Source organism: Ferrigenium straubiae, from assembly GCF_051257895.1.
Taxonomy (GTDB): Bacteria; Pseudomonadota; Gammaproteobacteria; order Burkholderiales; family Gallionellaceae; genus Gallionella; species Gallionella straubiae.
Map to the genome: position 1 here is coordinate 1,640,574 of NZ_CP194331.1, position 19,646 is coordinate 1,660,219.

Here is a 19,646-nt window from a genome sequence, read left to right on the forward strand (position 1 = left end):
TGATGGCAGGAATAGTGTGCGAGAGGCTAACGGGTGTCAAGCGGCGCAAGGATTAAGAATTGCTTTTCTCGTTTGTCTCCTCTCCCGCTGGCGGGAGAGGATTGAGGTGAGGGTGACGTGTGCTGTAACGCATCAGCACGATCCCGGCGACCACCATCGGCAGGCTCAGCCACTGACCCATGCTCATGCCGAGCGACAGCAGGCCGAGAAAATCATCCGGCTCGCGCGTGAATTCGGCGATGAAACGGAAACTGCCATAGCCGATGAGAAACAGGCCGGATACCGTGCCGGTGGGGCGCGGCTTGCGCGCATACAGCCAGAGCAAGGCGAACAGCAGCAAACCTTCCAGCGCGAACTCGTAAAGCTGCGAAGGATGGCGCGGCAGATTGTCCACTCTGGGGAAAACCATCGCCCAGGGCACATCGGCGGGACGCCCCCAGAGCTCGCCGTTGATGAAGTTGCCGAGCCGCCCGAAGGCCAGGCCCGGCGGCACCAGCGGGGCGATGAAGTCGGTCAGTTGCAGCCAGCGCAGATTGTGCTTGCGTGCGAACCATGCCATCGCAATCAGCACGCCGAGAAAGCCGCCGTGGAACGACATGCCGCCCTGCCACACCGCGAGGATTTCCAGCGGGTGGGCAAGGTAATACGAGGCCTTGTAGAACAGCACATAGCCCAGCCGTCCGCCGAGGATCACGCCGAGCACGCCGTAGAACAGCAGATCGTCGAGCAGTTTGGCATTGATCTGCGGATGATTCAGCATCGCGATGCGCTTGCGCCCCAGCCAGAGGAAGGTCATGAACCCGGCGAGGTACATCAGCCCGTACCAGTGGATGGCGAGTGGGCCGAGTTGTACGGCGACGGGATCGAACTGCGGATGAACGAGCATGGTCGAATCGGGTAAAATTAACGGCCCAATTATACGTGCGCTTTAACTACAACAAGGAAACAACATGCCCGCTTACCGTTCACGCACCTCCACCCACGGCCGCAACATGGCCGGCGCGCGCGCCCTGTGGCGCGCCACCGGCATGACCGAAGGCGACTTCGGCAAGCCGATCATCGCCATCGCCAACTCGTTCACCCAGTTCGTGCCGGGCCATGTGCACCTCAAGGACATGGGGCAACTGGTGGCGCGCGAGATCGAGAAGGCGGGCGGCATCGCCAAGGAATTCAACACCATCGCGGTGGATGACGGCATTGCGATGGGGCACGCCGGGATGCTGTATTCTCTGCCGAGCCGCGAGCTGATCGCCGATTCGGTGGAATATATGGTCAACGCGCACTGCGCCGATGCGCTGGTGTGCATCTCCAACTGCGACAAGATCACGCCGGGCATGCTGATGGCCGCGATGCGCCTGAACATCCCGGTGGTGTTCGTCTCGGGCGGACCGATGGAGGCGGGCAAGGTCAGCTGGCAGGGCAAGGTCATCGGGCTGGACCTGGTCGATGCGATGGTCGCCGCGGCAGACGACAGGGTCAGCGCGGCGGAATGCGAGGCCATTGAGCGCTCGGCCTGCCCGACCTGCGGCTCCTGCTCCGGCATGTTCACCGCGAATTCGATGAACTGCCTGGCCGAGGCGCTGGGCCTCGCGCTGCCCGGCAACGGCACAATGGTCGCGACGCACGCCGAGCGCAAGGAGCTGTTTTTGCGCGCCGGACGCCTGATCGTCGAATTGTGCCGGCGCTACTACGATGAAGACGATGCGGCGGTGCTGCCGCGCTCCATCGCGACCTTCGAGGCGTTCGAGAACGCGATGACGCTGGATATCGCCATGGGCGGCTCGACCAACACCGTGCTGCACCTTCTGGCGATCGCGCGCGAGGCCGAGGTGAACTTCACCATGCGCGACATGGATCGTCTGTCGCGCCATGTGCCGACCCTGTGCAAGGTCGCGCCCTCCTCCGAATACCATATGGAAGACGTGCACCGCGCCGGCGGCATCCCGGCGATCCTCGGCGAGCTGGATCGCGCCGGCCTGCTGCACGCCGGTACCGGGACGATCCACAGCCCGACCCTGCGCGATGCGCTCAGGCACTGGGACATCGTGCAGACCACGGCCGAACCGGTAAAGAAATTTTTCCGCGCCGCGCCCGGCGGGATCGTCACCACCCTCGCCTTCTCGCAGTCCATGCTCTACCCGGAACTCGACGCCGACCGCGCCGGCGGCTGCATCCGCGACAAGGCGCATGCCTATTCGCAGGACGGCGGACTGGCGGTGCTGCACGGCAACATCGCGCTGGACGGCTGCATCGTGAAGACCGCCGGCGTCGACGAAAGCATCCTGAAATTCACCGGGCGTGCGCGAGTATTCGAAAGCCAGGACGACGCGGTGGCGAGTATCCTCGCCAACAAGATCGTGGCGGGCGACGTGGTGGTGATCCGCTACGAAGGTCCGAAGGGCGGGCCAGGGATGCAGGAAATGCTCTACCCAACCAGCTACCTGAAGTCGAAGGAACTGGGTACGGTATGCGCGCTGCTCACCGACGGGCGCTTCTCCGGCGGCACCTCGGGCCTCTCCATCGGCCATGTTTCGCCCGAGGCCGCGCGCGGCGGCGCGATCGGTCTCGTGGAGGAAGGGGACACCATCGAGATCGACATTCCTCAGCGCAGCATCCAGCTGGCAATTTCCGATGCGGAGATGCAGCGCCGCCACGCCGCGATGGAGGCGAAAGGCGGCAAGGCCTGGCAGCCCGTCAGCCGTGAACGCCACGTATCTGCGGCACTGCGCGCCTACGCCGCCATGACCACTTCGGCCGACAAAGGCGCGGTACGCGATGTAACGCAGGTGGAAAAATGAAGCGTGTGGCGGCTGACGCTGCTACCGGGTCGCATCTCCACTTGCGTGGAGCCTCTGCTCCGCCGTCCGCAGGTCAACGCCTTATGACCACTTCGGCCGACAAGGGCGCGGTGCGCGACGTGTCGCAGGTCGAAGGGAAATAGCCGTGACCGCATCGCAGTCGTTGAATACGCAATTCGGCATTCCCGGACAACTGAGTTTCCGTGACGACGCCAGCGGGCTGGTCATCGCCGAAATCGGCAACCCACAGGCAACCGCCTCGCTGTGCCTGCAGGGTGCGCACCTGATGACCTGGCAGCCCCGGAGCCAGGCCGCGCCGGTGATCTGGCTGTCGCGCGACGCCAGGCTGGCGCCCGGCAAGTCGATCCGCGGCGGCGTCCCGGTCTGCTGGCCGTGGTTCGGCGTGCATGCCGACCCCGGTTTCCCCGCGCACGGCTACGCGCGCACCGTGCCCTGGCAAGTGATCGAATCCGGCACTGAGCCGGATGGCGCGACGCGCCTGACGCTACGCCTGATCGAGAGCGAAAAAACCCGGGCACAGTGGCCGCACGCGGCGCGGCTCGAACTGACCGTCAGCGTCGGCGAGACACTCCGCATGGAGCTGTCCACCGAAAACACAGGGGAGTCGGATTTCGTGATCGGCGAAGCGTTGCATGCCTATTTCCGCATCGGCGACATCGGCGCAGCGCGCGTGACCGGACTGGCCGGCGGCGATTACTGGGACAAGGTGGGCGGCTCGACGCTCAAAAAACAAGATGGCATAATCCGGTTCGAGGGAGAGACCGACCGCGTGTACATCAACACTGCCGCGGGGTGCGCGATCGAGGACGACCGGCTGAAGCGGCGCATCCTTATCGCCAAATCCGGCAGCCTTTCCACCGTAGTGTGGACCCCGTGGACAGCCAAGGCCGAAAGGATGGGCGACTTGGGGCAGCCGGACGGCTGGCGCGAGATGCTGTGCGTGGAATCGGCCAATGCCATCGACAATGTGGTGCATGTCGCGGCGGGAACCGGGCATACCCTGATCGTCGAATACCGCGCCGAATCGTTGTAGATATTTTTTAATTGTTTGATCAGAAAATCTGGACAGGGAAAATCATGCGTATTCGAAATATCTTGCTGGCATCGCTGTTGATTGTACTGTACGGTTGCCAGCCGGAAGTACCCAAGGAACATGCCGCCAAGTCTGACCAATGGCTGCTGGCGGACAAGACCGGTTGCTTCATGTGCCATAAAACCGGCAAGAATCTGCTTGGCCCGGCATGGGAGAATGTATCCGAGCGCTATAGAAACAACCCGGATGCCGAGGCCCACCTGATGAACAAGATCCTGAACGGCGGTGCTGGCGCGTGGAGCAGCCGCGACATGCCCGCCTACGATGAAAGCCTGCTTACCACGCCAAATCGCAAGATTCTGGTCAAATACATCCTGTCGCTGAGATAAGGCGGAGCGTATACAACTCCGAGAAGCCGTTCAGCCCGAACGGCGAGCGGACCAAGATAAGCGGGCATGGCGCTCGCCATGCCCGCCAAGCACTACGGTAGCGTCCTCGCGAGGCGGAAGCCGATGGTGCCGAAACGGTAATCGGATTCGCTTCCGCCGCGCTTGGCCGCGGTCTGGGCGTAGCTCCAGCCGCCGCCACGGGGCACGCGCAACAGGCTGTCTCCTTGCCACGCGCTGCCGTCCGCGGGGGCATCCTTGTAGCTGTCGTGGTAGACGTCCTCCACCCATTCCCACACGTTGCCGCTCATGTCGTACAGCCCCCAGGCATTCGGCTGCCTGGTTGCGACCGGGTTGGTCGCCTTGCCGCTGTTGCCCGCCGGTTTCGCCAGCCCGCCATACCAGCCAACGCTGTCCAGATTGTCGCCGCCGCAGTATTGCTGCTGCGCGCCCGCACGGCAGGCGTACTCCCACTCCGCTTCACTAGGCAGGCGGTATTTTTTCCCGGTCTTGGCGTTGAACTTCTCGAGGAAGGTCTGGATATCGTCCCAGCTCACCTGCTCCACCGGGCAATTGTCGCCGCAGGTGGCGAACTTGCTGGGGTTGTTGCCCATGATGGCCTTCCACAGGCCTTGCGTGACTTCGGTCTTGCCTATCGCAAAGGCATAGCCGATGGTGACGCGGTGCACGGGCTTTTCGTTATCGTCTCCGCTATTCGACCCCATGTCGAAGCTCCCCGCCGGGATCGCCACCATCTCGGGGCAATCGGCGCAGTCCTTGAAAACCTTGCCAGCCGGCATGCTGGCGCCGCCTTTTTCTTTCGCAGCCGGCTTGCGCTCGTCTTTCGCGTGAGCCTGAAGCGAGATGAATGCCAGTACCATCAAGATAATTCTAAACACCTTCACTTTATTCTCCTGTGAGTCAATATTGCAGCTTCGCAGCATCGTTAGGTTGGATTGGATTCCTCGACAAGCCTGATGTAACCGTTTCGGTTCCGTATCGCCATTACGCCCGTTGAGCTGGTTTTTTATTTTCCGGCCTGATTGCGAAATTTTACTACAGCCGGCGGCCTCATCGAAATAGCCTCATGCACTTCAACATGAAGGCGGATGCAGAACACCCGGGAACTACAGGTCGGAATCCGCCATGCGTTTCTTGAAGGCAGTCCACAAATCCCGCAAAAAACAATAGCTGTAATAGATGGCAAAACCAAGAAACGCTCCCAGCATGAGCGTCCAATACCACATTTCAAGAATATTGTTGATCATTCGTCCTGCCCCCCGGGGTGAGTGAGCGCAATTGTAACGCAGGGACTGAATCTGAACGGATATTGCATTTCAACATCCTTCCGCCCCTCCGCTGCTTTGCTGCTGACTATCGAGTGCGCGCCCATTTTTTTAGATTCCCATCCAAACGCAGTATACCCATCGCTCATAAGGAGTATGCGGCCGCCTCGTCCGGCTTCCCCGTTTCCCCGTACTTGTTGCGCTCGACGGCTGGCCAATGCCGCGCTCCCAGGATGCGGTTCGCCACGGCATGGCCGCAGGCAAGGCGGTCGCGCACCGACACCCCGCCCCGGTAGTTGGCCTCGAGGTGCAGGCCGGGAAGATGCTGCAGGCGCGCCGCGATCGCCCGCATGCGTGCCTGGTAGGCGCCGTGATACAGCGGCAGCGCCTCGCGGTGCCGGTCGATGCGCACCATCTCCGGGTCGGCTTTCAGGCCGATCAGCGGGCGCAGCGTTCCGAACGCCTCGTCCGCTATGCGTGCATCGTCCAGGTCAACCACCCGAGGGGCGCGCGCACCGCCGAGATAGGAAGTCAGCAGGACTTTTCCCGGCGGCGCGCGGTCCGGAAACAGCGCGCTCATCCACAGGTTGCCCGTGAGGGTGGCGCTTTCCCGCTTCGGCGCCAGGAATCCGCTGCCGTCCAGCGCATGCCCCACCGCATCGCGCGCCAGCCCCATGTGCACCACCGTTACGCTGGCGTAGCCGATGCCGCGCAGCAATTCCGCCAGCTCGTCATCCAGCGTATCAACCAGCGCCGCCGCCGCAGGCGCCGAGGTTGCCACGATCACCTGGCTTGCGGATACGGTGCGCTGCCCATAGGGGGTCGCCGCCACGGCCTGCCAGCCGTCCCGCTCGCGCACCAGTTCTTCCGCAGCATGGCCGGTGCGCAGATCGATTCCGGGCGTCCTGGCCAACGTTTCCGCGAGCGTGCCCATACCGCCGCGAAAGGAAAAGGCTTCGGTGGTGCTGGCCGCGCGCTTGCGCAATATGCGGTTGACCAGCACCCCGGCAGCTATGCTGCCATAGCGTTGTTCCAGCGCAACCAGGCGCGGCAGGACGGCAGCGGCGCTGGCCTGATCCGCATCCGCCGCCAGCATGCCGGCGATGAAAGGCTCCATGGCCTTTTCCAGCACCTCGCGTCCCAGCCGGCGGGTGATGAACTCGCTGACCGGCTCATCGGCTCGCCCGCCGGAGAATACAAAAGGTTCGGCGAGCAGGCGCAGCTTGCCGCGCAGGCTCCACAGGGGCGAAGCCACCATCGCACCGAGCCGCATCGGCAGTGCTTGCAGACACCCTCCATGCAGCAGGTAACGGCGCGCCTCGGCGGCAGGCAAGCGGGTAGTCTTCGCCGTTTCCAGCCCCGCCTCGCGCACCAGTTCCGCAACCTCGGGGCGAAAATTCAACACCATGGACGCGGCGCGTTCGGTGAGATAACCGTCCTGCCTCGTGCTCGCAATCTTGCCGCCCGGCCGTTCGCCGGCCTCCCAGACTTCGACGGACATGCCTGCGCGCGCCAGCCACCAAGCCGAGGCGAGCCCCGAGATGCCACCGCCGATAATCAGTACGTCAATCTTGTCCATTCCGCTTGTTTGCCTTGAGCTGCGCCTTCATATCTTCGAGCAAGTCATGACCCAGCAAGTCGCCCGGGTTTTCGCGCGCCGCAACGAAGCTGCGGATGGTATCAAAACGCTTGTCGGCTTCGGGATTTTCCTTGAGGCGCGGCACGCGCTCGCGCGCGATCGCGTAGGCATCGAAGCTCAGCTCCTGCATCCCGAAGCCCTTCATGCGCTGTACCGCGCGCATCATCGCGTGGTTGCGAAAGCGCGTCAGGTCACCGGAGGTGATGCGCGCCAAGCCTTCCTTGCGCGCATTGAATTCGGCGGCCTTCTTGATGCCCGCGCGGATGAAGTCCGGCGCGGACAGCACGCGCGCCAGCGCGTCCTCATCCCATTCCACGCCGCCGGTCAGCCGGGCGATGGCAGCCTCGACATCGGCTTGCTCTACTGTTGTTGCATGCCTCTTGTCAGCAATTTGTTCTGCCGCGCTTTCCAGCGCGGGCGCGACGAACATGCGCACCTGAGGTTTTTTTTCAGCGAGAAACTCCGTCAGCAATCGATCCGCTTCAACAGCCCACCGCAAGCTGCGACCGGATTGTTGTTCAGATTCCAGCCGGTCCAGGAGCTTGACGTTGACTTCCAGTCTGCCCTCGGAACGCGCGACCTCCTCGGCGATCGCACACACCCCTTGCTGCAGGAAGGCGGGCATGGCGGCGAGACGCGCTCTTGCCTCTTCGCTCCACGACAGCGTATCGCCCTGCCTGATGCTTTCCACCTGAATATTCGGCCGCGGCGGCCCGTTGCTGCCGAAGCGTCTGGCGGCCAGGGTGGCAAGATGTTCTTCGGTCACCATCCGCAAACCCAGTTCGGCCACATGGCTTTCGGCGCGGTTCCTGACCATCTTGCGCAAAAAGGAAGGGGCGCGCGCGAGGCGCTTCTCCGCCTCTTCGCTCCAGGCAAGTTTTTTCGGCTGTTCAATCAGCGGCTCGATGACCGCAGCCCCATCGGGCACATGGACGCACCAGGGATCGGTGTCCATCATGCCGCCGCCCAGCGCGAGCGGCCGCGCGCGGCAGCCGCCGCACAGCTTCCTGAATTCGCAACTGCCGCACTTCCCCTGCAGCATGGGATTGCGCAGCGACCGGAAGGTGGGCGACTGATTCCAGATGTCCCAGAATTTTGTGTCGCGGATGTTGCCTTCTTCGGTCGGGATATAGGGACAGGCCGTCACTCCGCCTTCCGGCGTGATGCGGCAGTAATGGATGCCCGCGAGGCAACCGCCGCCCTCGTAGCCCGCTGCGCGGGTGAGCGTCGAAGCGGGGTCGCGCTGGTAGGCGATGCGCTTGTAATGCGGTGCGCAGCGCGCGCGGATCAGCAGGTCGCGGCTCTGCTCCTGCGCCGCCACGAGCTGGTTGAGCACCCTTTCATAGGTGATGGGGCTGATGTCCGACATGGACTCGCCGCGCCCGGTACACACCAGGAAAAACACGTTCAGCACGCGCGCTCCGGCTGCGCGCGCAAAAGCTATCATCGACGGGACTTCGTCGGCATTGGCTTCGGTGACCGAGAAGTGAATCTGGAAGGGCAGGCCGTGGCGCTTGCAGGCTTCGATGCCCGCCATGGTTTTTTCCCACGCGCCGGGCAATCCGCGGAAGGCATCGTGCCTTTCGGGATCGAGGGAATCGACGCTGATGCCGACACCCAATGCGCCGGCTGCCTTCAGCGACTGCACGCGTTTTTCGGTGAGCGCCACACCGTTCGTTCCCACCACCATCGCAAGGCCGTGCCCGGCGCCGTGGGCCACCAACTCCTCCAGATCGCCGCGCAGCAGCGGCTCGCCGCCGGTGAGCACGACCATGGTCTCGGTGCTGCGTCCCGCAACCTCGTCCAGCAGGCCGCGCACCTCGTCGGTGGTGAGTTCGTTTGCACCGCCATGCTGCATCGTTTCCGCATCCATGTAGCAATGGGCGCAGGCGAGGTTGCAGCGCTGGGTCAGGTTGATGGCGAGCAGGAATAAATCGTTTGTGGTACCGGGCGCATCCATTATCGGGAACCTATAAAATCCAAATCGCAGGCATCCGCACAAAGCCTGCCTGCTGCTTCATTTCAGACAGCTAAACAATAAACCTTCACTCGCGACATGATATAGCGAATCGTGATCGGTTCCTTGTATCGGAACCTTAAAGAGCTGCTGCGTAGTCTACGGCAGGGCAGCAAAGCTGACGATTTCTTTCAGCAGTTCATCTTCCTGGTAAGGCTTGCCGAGGTAGGCGTTCGCGCCCAGTTGCAGCGCGTAGTCGCGGTGCTTGTCCGCCGCGCGCGAGGTGATCATGATGATGGGCAGATGTTGCGTTCTGGCATCGCGGCGCAGGTGCTTGGTCAGTTCGAAGCCGTCCATGCGCGGCATTTCGATGTCCAGCAGCATCACGGCCGGTAGTGTCCCGCCGAGCTGCTCCAGCGCATCCATGCCATCCTTGGCCGTGGCGACCCGGTAGCCGGCGCGCATCAGCAGCCTCGTCGTGACCTTGCGCACGGTCAGCGAGTCGTCCACCACCATCACCAGCGGTTGTGCCGGCGGCTCTTCCGGCGCAGCCTTGACGGGGGCCGCAACGCGCTGTGCCAGTTGCGCCGGATTCAGGATCAGCGCCACCGCACCGCTGCCCAGCACGGTCGCGCCGGCGATGACCGGCAATTGCGCCAGTTGCGGGCCGGTGTTCTTTACCACCGCTTCCTGGTTGCCCAGCAGCCCGTCCACATGCAGGGCGATGCGCTGCTCGCCGCTATGCAACAGCACCAGCGGATTGTGCCTCTGCTCTTCCGGTTCGCACCCGCTATCGCCGAGCAGGTGCGGCAGGTAGTGCAGCGGGTAAAGGTGTCCCTGCCACTCGACCTGGCGGTCGCGGTAAAACTGCGCCAGCTCCGCCGGTTTAACCTGGCGCGCCTGCTCCACCATATTGGAGGGAATCGCATAAGTCTCCTTGCCGGAACGCACCAGCAGCACATGCGTGACCGCCAGCGTGAGCGGCAGATGGATGGTAAAGCGCGTGCCCAGCCCTTGCTGCGAACTCACCTCGATGCGCCCGCCCAGCGCGGCGATTTCGCTATGCACCACATCCAGGCCGATGCCCCGCCCCGCCACTTCCGTCACTTCGGTTGCGGTGGAGATGCCCGAGATGAAAACCAGTTGCGCAAGCCGCCCGTCGCCGGCCGCCTCGTCCGGTCTGAGCAGCCCTTTGGCGAGCGCCTTTTCGCGCAATGCGACAAGATCCAGCCCCGCACCGTCGTCGCTGAACTCGAACACCAGCTCGTTGCCTGCGTGGCGCAAGCCCAGGCGAATTTCGCCGATGGGATTCTTGCCGCGCTGCACGCGCACCGCTTCGCTTTCGATGCCGTGTGCCAGCGCATTGCGCAGCAGGTGTTCGAAGGATGCCGTCATTCTCTCCAGCATGCTGCGGTCCAGCTCCAGCTCCGTGCCAAGCAGTTCGAGGTTGGCGCGCTTGTTCAACTCTTTCGCCGCCTGCCGCACGACGCGGTACAGCCGCTCGGCAATGCTGGCAAACGACACCATGCGCACGTTCATCAGGTTCTGCTGCAGCTCACGGCTCTGGCGCCCCTGGGCGGCCAGCGCGGCTGCCGTCACCTCAAAATTCTTCAGCAGCGATTGCTGCACGGTCTGCACGTCATGCACGCTCTCGTTCATGAAACGCGTCAATTCCTGCAGGCGGGTAAAGCGGTCGAATTCCAGCGGGTCGAACCGTTCCGCGCTGCCTGGCGTCAATGAGGCGCGCGCCTGCATCCGGCTTTCCGCCTGCATCTCGATTTCGCGCAATTGCTTGCGCAGGCGTACCACGCTGCCGGTCAGCTCCAGCAATCCCTCCTTAAAGGCGCGCATCTCGGTTTCGATGCGCGAACGCGCCATGCTGATTTCACCTGCCTCGCTGGCCAGCCGTTTGACAAGGTCGGCGTGCACGCGCAACATCCCGCCGCCTTCCGGCACACGCTGTTCCCTCCTGCGCTCGACACCCGTGTATTCGGCCACGCGTGGCTCGGCGCCGGCCGCACCGCCACGCAGTTTTTCGATCTGGCTGGCGATGTGGTCGAGGCCGCTTTCCAGCACATCCAGGAGCTCCGGCTGTGCGGCCGCCCGGGCGGCGGACAATACCTGCTCTTCCATTTCGTGCGCGATGCCGCCAGTGCGCATCGCACCCGCCATGCGTGCGCTGCCCTTGAGGGTGTGCAGCAGTTGCAGCAGCAGTTGCGGCTGTCGTTCGTCGCCCGGCTGGTCGCGCCAGGCGCGCAGCCCGGCGCCTATCTGCGGGCACAACTCGTCCGCCTCTTCCAGGAAGACCGGCAGCATTTGTGCATCGATATCGTCGCGGGCCTGCGGCTTTCCCGCAGCGACGGGCATGGCCGGAGAAGACTGAAGAGGAATGAGCGTCGCTGCCTTGTCCACCGGCGCGGAGGGCGGGACGGCTTCTTTCTCGGGAGTTGCCACAGGCTCACCCCCTGGAGGCTGTTCTGCCGCCTCCCCTGGCTCGATGCCGTTCTCGATCTGCTGCGCGGTTGCTGCCAGGTCGCCCGCCTCGACGCTTACCCCGCCCTGGCTGTTGAGCGCATCTACCCAGCCGGTGAATCGCCGTTCCGCCCCGGCGATGAAGTCCAGCAATCCGGGGGTGGGCGGCCGGTTGTCCTGCAGCCACTTGTTCAGTGCGCGCTCAACGTTCCATGCGACTTCGCCGAGGTCAGTCAGGCCGACCATACGCCCGCTGCCCTTGAGGGTGTGGAAGCCGCGCCGGATATTCACCAGGAACTCGCGGCTGAGGTGCAGCCGGCAGGCTTCCAGGTTATTGCGCAGGGTGTGCAGCACTTCCTGCGCCTCTTCCAGGAACACCTCGAGCAATTCCTGGTCCTCGCCCGCCGGGTACGGCATCTCGATGCCGCGCGGCTCGGGCGCAACGGCTGCCGCCGCAGGGGGCTGCCGCAGCTTCACCATCCAGCCCCATGCCGTTTGCAATGAGGAAGCATCGCCGGCCTCGCCCCGCGCCAGATGACGCAGGTATTTTTGCAGCGCGTTTATTGCGCCAGACAGGGCATGGTCATCCGCCGGTTCCGGGACATCGTCGCTCTGCGCGAAACGGCGGATGCAACCCTGGATGGCGACCAGCAACTGCTCCGCCTGTTCCAGGGACACGATGTGCAGGCCGCCCCGGATCTGGCCGCACAGGCGCAGCAGCTCGCCCAGCTCATTGCGCTTGGCCGGGTCGGTGAAAAAGGCTCTCAAGCCCTGCTCGACATACTGGAGGTTCGCCAGCATTTCGTTGAACAGGTGGATCTTTACGTCGCCCTGTTGCTGCAGGCAATGCAGATGCACCAGTTCGGCCAGTTGCTGTGCATCCTCGGGCTGCTGCGTCAATGCCGCCTGCATGCGCTCCGACAAGATGCGCGCTTCCTTGAGGAATCCGCTATTCAGCTTGCCGTAATGCCGGATGCCGCTGCCCAGCAGCAGCAAGGCCATCGCCATGTCGAGGGCGATGAGCCGCAGGTTCTCCGGCTCGCCCGCCTGTTGCGCCAGCGCGCATGCCTGCTGCGCCAGGTATTGCAGGGCGTTGCGGCCGAGCCTGTCGGCCTGCGCCGCGAGCTGCCCGGCATGCTGGGCGAATTTTTCGCAGGCCATGCGATTGCCCTGTACGCACCACTCCAGGCTTTTCTCGGCGGCCTGCAGGCGATCGCGCATCGCCGCGAGAATCTGCGCCGCTTCGTTGGGCGGCAGGGCGGCAGGCAAGGGCAGGTAAAATTCCAGTGCATAGGCCTGCCGGATTTCCTCCGCCGGATCGCTTGCGGCGCTGCTGCTCCCGATCAGGTAGAGCATCTCGTTCAGGATAGTCTGCGCCTCGCCGGCGTGCCCCTCGGCAGCCGCACGCATCTGCTGGTCTATGCGCCCCAGCAGATGGCTGGTATTCGGCCACGCGGGCATTCCGTCCAGCCGCAAACATTCGAGCAGCCCGCCGGCGACCCACCAGAATGCGCGGCTGCCGTCCGGCGGCATACAGCGCATCGCGCCTTCCAGCGCCTCTTGCATCGCCTGCAACGCCACGGGCGCAGCGTCCTTGCGCAGCCAGTGCAGCAGCCCCTGCTGGTAGCGGCTGCGCAGCGCCCTCAGCCGCTGCGGGGCATCGTCCTCCGGAGGCATGTCCAGTATCCGTTGCGGTAACTGCACGTCCAGGTTGGGATGGAACAAGTCCAACTCGAACGAGACTTCCAGGCCGCGCAACTGCTGCAGCGCCTGGTATTCGGGAAACAGCCGTAGTGCGGCATCATCCGCGCCGTTGGCCAGCGCATCGAGGTGGTGGGCGAGGCCGGCCAGCGCCTGCTGCAGCACACCGCGGTGCAGGTCTGAGAACATGCCCGGCTGGGATGACAGTTCGTCCAGTACGGTTTTCAGTTCGGTGCAGAATGCGGCCGTGCCGTAGAGGCGTGCGTCCCTCAGGGCGTCGAGCAAACGGTGCAGCCCGCCGCGCGCCGCATCCAGCGCAGCCACGTTGTCGGGCGCGGCCAGGTATTGTTCCAGGGGCGCACCGATTCCGGACAGTGCATTGTCCAGTGTATCGCGGCCGGGTTGGGTGGCGTCGGCCATCGGTCAACCTACAGCTTGAAGCCCGACACCGAACCCTTCAGGTCGGCGGACAGGTTGGTGAGCTGCGCGACCGAGTTGGCCGTGAGGCGCGTGCCGTCGGTGGCCTGCTGGGTGATCTGCAGGATGTTGTGCATCGCGTGCGCCACCTTGCCGGCCATGTCGCTCTGCATCTGGGTGGAGGAAGAGATGCCGTCGATCAGCGCCGCGAGCTCCCTCGATACCTGCTCGATCTCCTTCAGCGATTGCCCGGCCACGTCGGAGAGCTTCGCGCCTTCCACCACGCCCAGTGTGCTCTTTTCCATCGCCGCGATGGCGTCCTGCGTATCGCCCTGGATAGTCTTCACCAGCGCGCCGATCTGCTTGGTCGCCTCGGCGGAGCGTTCCGCGAGGCGCTGCACCTCCTCGGCGACCACCGAGAAACCTCTCCCCGCCTCGCCCGCGGAGACTGCCTGGATCGCCGCGTTCAGCGCCAGCACGTTGGTCAGCTCGGTGAGGTCGGAGATCAGGTCGACGATCTCGCCGATCTCCTGCGAGCTTTCGCCGAGGCGCTTGATGCGCTTGGAGGTGTCCTGGATCTGTTCACGGATGCCGTCCATGCCGGCGATGCTGTTGCGCACCGCCAGCCCGCCGCGCTCGGTGGCCGTCAGCGTGCGCTGCCCGACCTCAGTCGCCCTGGCGGCGCTGCTGTCCACCTCGCGGATCGAGGCCGCCATCGATTGCACCGACTCGCCGGCCTTGCGGATTTCTCCCGCCTGTTTCTGTGCCGCTTCCAGCAAGCCTTTGGAAATCTGCTCGGCCTGGTGCGTCGCGTGCCCCATCTGGTCGGTTGCCACCATGATGCGCGCCACCAGCTTGCGCAGTTCCTCGGTGGTGTAATTCACCGCGCCGGCGATCGCGCCGGTGACGCCTTCCGACACCGTGGCGCGCACCGTCAGGTTGCCTTCCGCGAGTTCGCTCAATTCTTTCATGAGACGCTGGATCGCCTCCTGGTTGCGCCGGTTGGAATTTTCAGCCTCCTCGGCGCGCTGGCGCGAATCGTTCAGGTAAATTTTCGCCAGGATCAGCAGTTGCAGCAGCACCAGCGCCCCGGCCAGCACCGTGACCGGGCCGGCAAGGCGCGCGGCCACACCCGACTGGTACGCGTCGATCAGCCGCTGGCTTTTCGCCAGCACCAGGTCGATGTTGCTTGAAATCGATTTGGCCGCGCTCTTCGCCTTCACCAGGCTGCTCGCCTGCTCGTTCAAAATCTTGATGTTGCCGCGGTAGGGTTCGAACAGGATGGCCAGCCGCTGCACCGCCGGGTCCGCCGCCGGCAGCGCGGCGAGGCTTTCCTCGGCGGCGGTGGCCTCGCTGCCCAGCGCAGCCAGTTGCCCGGGGGATACATCGGCCACCAGGGCCCGTGCGGCATCCTTGGCGATCCGTTCCACGGACAGGGCGAAGCGGATCGCCGGTTTTTTCTGTGCGTCGGCGGCGGAATCGATCAGCCCCTGGGTCAGGCTGCGAAGCTCGGCGCTCGTAGCCTCGATCCCGGCAACGGTGGCGCTCAGCGTCATCAGGCCGAGGCGGCCTTCCTCCAGCGCCTGCACGTCCGCGAGAGTCTTGTTCGCGGTCGCCATCAGTTCATCCAGCACTGCACGCGCCGCGCCGCCGGTGGCCGGCAGGCTGCCGTCTCCCTTGTCCAGCAGACGCAGGATACCGGCGAAGTTTTCCTTGCTCTGGGCCAGCGCCTGCAATGCGGGGGCATCGCCCAGCGCGCTCAGCTGCGCATCCTTGGCGAGGCGCTGCGACAGCAGCAGCAGCTTGCCGGATTGCGTCAGGTAGCGCGCGGTATAGTCCGCCTCTCGGCTGTTGAGATAGGCTGCCGCGGCAGCCACGGCGAGGAACATCACCAGCGAAGCACCCAGCAATCTTATTTTCCGTGTAGCCGGGAGGCGCTCCGCTGACGGCGATAGCGGCTTGCCTCCGGTTCCCCGTTCCGCTTCAGTGTCTTTTTTACCGCGCAGCCTGAATGCCATGTCGCTTCCCTTTATCCGCTCGCTAGGCGCCGATCTGCAAAAACTCCGGTTGCCCGAGCAAGCCCACTATATCCAGCTTGTTCCAGGTATTTCCCTGCTCGTCGCGGTATCGGACTTGCCCGCCGGCCTCGCTTCGCTCCCAGGCGCGGGCGTTGCGCAGCCCCAGCACACGCTCCACCAGCAAGGCCGCATTGAATTCGTGTCGTTCGGCAACCAGCAGCACGCGGTTGGCCGCCTCACCGGATGCCTTGCCTTGTTGCCGATAGGCGGCCAGGTCGGTCACGCCGTACAGCACGCCGCGCAAGTTGATCATGCCGAGGAACCAAGGCTTGGCGAGCGGGGCCGCCGTCAGCGGCGGCAGCGGCGCTATCCCGCCGAGGTCATGCATGTCGACCACCCAGTTCTGCCCCGCGATTTGCACGCCCAGCGTGGAGATTTGATCGCCGGTGCGGCCCTTGGCCTGCATGCGATCGATCAGGTCCTGCTGGAATTCGCGCAGATTGATACGCCTGGACATGGATAGCTCTATGGGGCATCGCCATCGCGCGGCTCTTCCGGCTGGCGCGTATGGGTTGCGACGGCTTCCACTAGGCTCTTTTTGGTGAAGGGCTTGATGAGGTATTGCTTCGAGCCGACCAGTTTCGCACGCGCGCGGTCGAACAGCGCATCCTTGCTGGTCAGCATGACCACGGGGATATTTCCGAAGTCGGGGTGATTCCTGATCAGGGCACAGGTCTGGTAGCCGTCGAGGCGCGGCATGATCACGTCCACGAAAATCAGGTCGGGCCGGTGTTCGACAACCTTGGACAGGCCGTCGAAGCCGTCTTCTGACAGCACGACCTGGCAGCCGGCCTGCGACAGGAAAATTTCGCCGCTGCGCCGGATGGTGTTGCTGTCGTCGATCAGCACCACTTTCTTTCCCGACAATGGCAGATTCTCGACCAACTTTGCCTCCCTGTTCGATGTCCGGCGCCTGTGTGGTTTTTCTGAGCAGCTTGCGGTATCAATGCTAACCCGGGAACTGCTCAGCGCAACCGCAGAATTGAGGGGTAAACCCTAACCTATTCGGGCTCAATTACCGCCGCCAGAAATACGGCGTAAACAGGATCAGCACGGTGAAGATTTCCAGGCGCCCGACCAGCATGCCGAAGGTGCACACCCAGGTTTGGAAATCGGTCAAGCCGGCATAGTTGCTGCCTGGTCCGACCGCACCCAGCCCAGGGCCGAAATTATTGACGCAGGCCAGTACCGCCGAGAATGCGGTAATGAAATCCAGGCCGCTGATCAGCAGTACGAAGGTCAGCGTCGCGATGGTCATGAAATACAGGAAGATGAAACCCAGTACGGCGAACACGATGTTGTTCGGCACCACATGACCGCCGATCTTCATCGGGTTGATGGCCGCCGGGTGCAGCAGCTTGAGGAACTCCCGCCCGGCCTGCTTCACCAGCACCAGTGTGCGGATCATCTTGATGCCGCCGCCGGTGGAGCCTGAGCTGGCCGCGATACATCCGATGAACATCATCCACAGCGGCGCGAAGATCGGCCATAGACCATAATCGACGCTGGTGAACCCGGAGCTGGCACCGATCGAAACGACATTAAAACTAGCATGGCGCAAAGCCGTCGGGAAATCGGAATACACATTCTGCCACCACAAAAACACGGCAATACCGAGACAGCTCACCAGGATCAGGCCCACTGCGGCACGCCCTTCGGCATCACCGAGATAAACGGATAACGACTTGCTGCGCCAAACCAGAAAATGCGTGGCGAAGTTGATCACCGCGAACAGCATGAACACGATCATCACGAACTCGATCAGCGGTGAATCGAAGTAGCCGATGCTGGCATCATGTGTGGAAGAACCGCCCAGACCCATGGTGGCAAAGCCATGACAGACCGCATCCAGCCAGTTCATCCCGGCCAATTTCAGAGCGCCAATACAGAACAATGTAATAACGACATACACCACCCACAGGTTGCGCGCTGTATCGGCGATGCGCGGCGCGAGCGCGGCGTCTTTCATCGGCCCCGGCATTTCGGCCTTGAACAACTGGCGACCACCGATACCAAGCAACGGCAGCACTGCCACCGCCAGCACGATGACGCCCAGCCCTCCCAGCCAGTTTAGTTCGTGCCGCCAAATGTTGATCGCCGGCGAGAGGTTATCCAGCCCGGTCAGCACGGTCGCGCCGGTGGTGGTCAAGCCGGACATGGTTTCGAAATAGGCGTCAGTCAACGATAGCCCGGGTATTGCCAGGAGCAGGGGAATCGTGGCGAACAGCGGCATCGCCGTCCACATCGTCACCACCAGCAGGTAGCCATGGCGGATGGACAGCTCGCCCCTGTAGCGGCGCGTCAGCACCCACATCAAAAAGCCTGCTCCTGCAGTCCACACCATCGCCAGCAGGAAATCCAGCAGCATGGTGTTGTCTGCATAGATCAGCGAAGTGGCCACTGGTATGACATAGGCAATGCTGAACATCACCAGCAACAGGCCAAGCGCGTGGATAACGGTCAGCGTGCGTTGCATCAGAAGAACCCTATGCTGACCTGAAACAGTTTCTCGACTTTTTTCACAGTGCGCTTATCGATGACGAACACGATGACATGGTCTTCCGCCTCGATGCGCGTGTCATGGTGTCCCATGATGACCTCGTCGCCGCGCACGATCGCGCCTATGGTCGCGCCCTTGGGCAGGTCGACCTCGCAGATGCGCCGTCCGACCACTTTGGAGGACTGGCGGTCGCCGTGCGCCACCACTTCCAGCGCCTCGGCCGCGCCGCGCCGCAACGAATGCACTACCGCGACATCGCCCTGCCGCACGTAGGCAAGCAGCGAGCCGATGGTGACATTAGCCGGGGACAGGGCGATATCGATCTTGCCGCCCTGTACCAGGCCGACATAGGCGCTGCGGTTGATCAGTGCAATCACCTTGCGCGCACCACCCTGCTTGGCGAGCAGCGCAGACATGATGTTGTTCTCATCGTCATTGGTCAGCGCGCAGAACACATCAACCTCGCCGACATGCTCCTGTTGCATCAGCTTTTCGTCCGTGCCGTCGCCGTTGAGCACCAGCGTGCTCTTCAGTTCGCTAGCCAGCTTCTCGCAGGATTTCTTGTTGTATTCGATCAGTTTGACCTGGTAGTCGCGCTCCAGCGCCTTGGCCAGGCGGCGGCCAATGTTGCCGCCGCCGACGATCATCACACGCTTGGTAGGCTTGTCCATGCGGCGCATCTCGCTGAGTACGCTGCGGATGTTGTCGGTCGCGGCGATAAAGAAAATTTCGTCACCGTCCTCGACTACGGTACTGCCCTCGGGAATGATCGGCCCGTCCTTGCGGAAGATCGCCGCGACGCGGGTCTCGACCTGTGGCATGTGGCTGCGCAAAAAATTCAGCGGTTTGCCCACCAGCGGCCCGCCCTCGAAGGCGCGCACTGCGACCAGCGACGCCTTGCCGTCGGCGAATTCCAGTACCTGCAACGCCTCGGGAAATTCAATCAGCTTGGTGATGTACTCGGTGAGTATCTGTTCCGGACAGATCGAATAATCCACGCAGAAATTACTCGCACTGAACACTTCCTGCCGCTCCAGATAATTTGTCGCGCGGATCCGCGCGATGCGCGTCGGCGTGTTGTAGAGGCTGGCCGCGAGCTTGCAGGCCACCAGATTGACCTCATCGCTTTGCGTGACCGCGAGCAGCATATCGGTGTCGGCGATGCCTGCCTGCTCCAGGATTGAGGGATGCGCCGCATTGCCGGTCAGGGTGCGCAGATCCAGCCGGTCCTGCAGCTGGCGTAGCTTGTCGCCGTCGGAATCCACGACGGTGATGTCGTTCGCCTCGCTCACCAGGCTTTCCGCTACCGTGGAGCCGACCTGCCCCGCGCCCAGTATCAGTATTTTCACGTCCCCTCC

The 19,646-nt window shown here is 63.4% G+C and carries 14 protein-coding genes; 3 read left to right on the top strand and 11 right to left on the bottom strand.

Annotation, left to right across the window (positions count from 1 at the left end; all coding sequences use genetic code 11):
* Window positions 1-52 precede the first annotated feature (52 nt).
* Window positions 53-886: a prolipoprotein diacylglyceryl transferase gene (gene lgt / locus ACRRNM_RS07865; protein ID WP_435627677.1), complete on the bottom strand. Its 834-nt coding sequence runs from the start codon at window positions 884-886 to the stop codon at window positions 53-55.
* Window positions 887-950: 64 nt separating this feature from the next.
* On the opposite strand from lgt, the gene ilvD reads away from it, so the two are divergent.
* The 3 genes from ilvD to ACRRNM_RS07880 all read left to right on the top strand — a co-directional run bounded on the left by ilvD (window position 951) and on the right by ACRRNM_RS07880 (window position 4,241).
* Window positions 951-2,798 carry a dihydroxy-acid dehydratase gene (gene ilvD / locus ACRRNM_RS07870; protein WP_435627678.1) on the top strand — a complete coding sequence of 616 codons (1,848 nt, stop codon included), beginning with the start codon at window positions 951-953 and terminating at the stop codon, window positions 2,796-2,798.
* A 145-nt stretch (window positions 2,799-2,943) separates the two neighbouring features.
* Window positions 2,944-3,852, top strand: coding sequence for a D-hexose-6-phosphate mutarotase (locus ACRRNM_RS07875; RefSeq protein WP_435627679.1), 909 nt, complete (start codon window positions 2,944-2,946; stop codon window positions 3,850-3,852).
* Window positions 3,853-3,896: 44 nt separating this feature from the next.
* Entirely contained in the window at window positions 3,897-4,241 is a 345-nt protein-coding gene (locus ACRRNM_RS07880) for a c-type cytochrome (RefSeq protein ID WP_435627680.1), read from the top strand.
* A 92-nt stretch (window positions 4,242-4,333) separates the two neighbouring features.
* Here the strand turns inward: ACRRNM_RS07880 and ACRRNM_RS07885 are convergent, their stop codons facing one another.
* From ACRRNM_RS07885 to trkA, 10 genes are all read right to left on the bottom strand, one after another.
* The gene (locus tag ACRRNM_RS07885) at window positions 4,334-5,137 is read right to left on the bottom strand and encodes a formylglycine-generating enzyme family protein (protein ID WP_435627681.1); all 804 of its coding nucleotides are present in this window, start codon (window positions 5,135-5,137) and stop codon (window positions 4,334-4,336) included.
* A gap of 228 nt (window positions 5,138-5,365) precedes the next feature.
* Complete coding sequence (locus tag ACRRNM_RS07890) at window positions 5,366-5,506, bottom strand: hypothetical protein (protein WP_435627682.1); 141 nt, start codon at window positions 5,504-5,506, stop codon at window positions 5,366-5,368.
* A 163-nt stretch (window positions 5,507-5,669) separates the two neighbouring features.
* Window positions 5,670-7,103, bottom strand: coding sequence for a protoporphyrinogen oxidase (gene hemG / locus ACRRNM_RS07895; RefSeq protein WP_435627683.1), 1,434 nt, complete (start codon window positions 7,101-7,103; stop codon window positions 5,670-5,672).
* Window positions 7,090-9,123, bottom strand: coding sequence for a radical SAM protein (locus tag ACRRNM_RS07900; protein ID WP_435627684.1), 2,034 nt, complete (start codon window positions 9,121-9,123; stop codon window positions 7,090-7,092). Before ACRRNM_RS07900 ends, hemG begins: the two co-directional genes overlap by 14 nt.
* A gap of 156 nt (window positions 9,124-9,279) precedes the next feature.
* Window positions 9,280-13,713, bottom strand: a complete 4,434-nt coding sequence (locus tag ACRRNM_RS07905; RefSeq protein ID WP_435627685.1) for a response regulator — start codon at window positions 13,711-13,713, stop codon at window positions 9,280-9,282.
* 8 nt (window positions 13,714-13,721) lie between these two features.
* A complete protein-coding gene (locus tag ACRRNM_RS07910) occupies window positions 13,722-15,620 on the bottom strand; it encodes a methyl-accepting chemotaxis protein (protein WP_435627686.1) in 1,899 nt (632 codons plus the stop codon).
* Between the two features lie 130 nt (window positions 15,621-15,750).
* Window positions 15,751-16,245 (bottom strand): chemotaxis protein CheW, encoded by a 495-nt coding sequence (locus tag ACRRNM_RS07915; RefSeq protein ID WP_435627687.1) that lies wholly within the window; start codon window positions 16,243-16,245, stop codon window positions 15,751-15,753.
* Between the two features lie 8 nt (window positions 16,246-16,253).
* Window positions 16,254-16,673 carry a response regulator gene (locus ACRRNM_RS07920; protein ID WP_435627688.1) on the bottom strand — a complete coding sequence of 140 codons (420 nt, stop codon included), beginning with the start codon at window positions 16,671-16,673 and terminating at the stop codon, window positions 16,254-16,256.
* Window positions 16,674-16,803: 130 nt separating this feature from the next.
* Window positions 16,804-18,264: a TrkH family potassium uptake protein gene (locus ACRRNM_RS07925; protein ID WP_435627689.1), complete on the bottom strand. Its 1,461-nt coding sequence runs from the start codon at window positions 18,262-18,264 to the stop codon at window positions 16,804-16,806.
* Window positions 18,264-19,637, bottom strand: coding sequence for a Trk system potassium transporter TrkA (gene trkA / locus ACRRNM_RS07930; RefSeq protein ID WP_435627690.1), 1,374 nt, complete (start codon window positions 19,635-19,637; stop codon window positions 18,264-18,266). Before trkA ends, ACRRNM_RS07925 begins: the two co-directional genes overlap by 1 nt.
* Window positions 19,638-19,646: the final 9 nt, after the last annotated feature.

Bases quoted from the DNA above. Each gene is read 5' to 3' on its own strand.
- lgt (WP_435627677.1), bottom strand. From the start codon at position 886: ATGCTCGTTCATCCGCAGTTCGATCCCGTCGCCGTACAACTCGGCCCA.
- ilvD (WP_435627678.1), top strand. From the start codon at position 951: ATGCCCGCTTACCGTTCACGCACCTCCACCCACGGCCGCAACATGGCC.
- ACRRNM_RS07880 (WP_435627680.1), top strand. From the start codon at position 3,897: ATGCGTATTCGAAATATCTTGCTGGCATCGCTGTTGATTGTACTGTAC.
- ACRRNM_RS07890 (WP_435627682.1), bottom strand. From the start codon at position 5,506: ATGATCAACAATATTCTTGAAATGTGGTATTGGACGCTCATGCTGGGA.
- hemG (WP_435627683.1), bottom strand. From the start codon at position 7,103: ATGGACAAGATTGACGTACTGATTATCGGCGGTGGCATCTCGGGGCTC.
- ACRRNM_RS07900 (WP_435627684.1), bottom strand. From the start codon at position 9,123: ATGGATGCGCCCGGTACCACAAACGATTTATTCCTGCTCGCCATCAAC.
- ACRRNM_RS07905 (WP_435627685.1), bottom strand. From the start codon at position 13,713: ATGGCCGACGCCACCCAACCCGGCCGCGATACACTGGACAATGCACTG.
- ACRRNM_RS07915 (WP_435627687.1), bottom strand. From the start codon at position 16,245: ATGTCCAGGCGTATCAATCTGCGCGAATTCCAGCAGGACCTGATCGAT.
- ACRRNM_RS07925 (WP_435627689.1), bottom strand. From the start codon at position 18,264: ATGCAACGCACGCTGACCGTTATCCACGCGCTTGGCCTGTTGCTGGTG.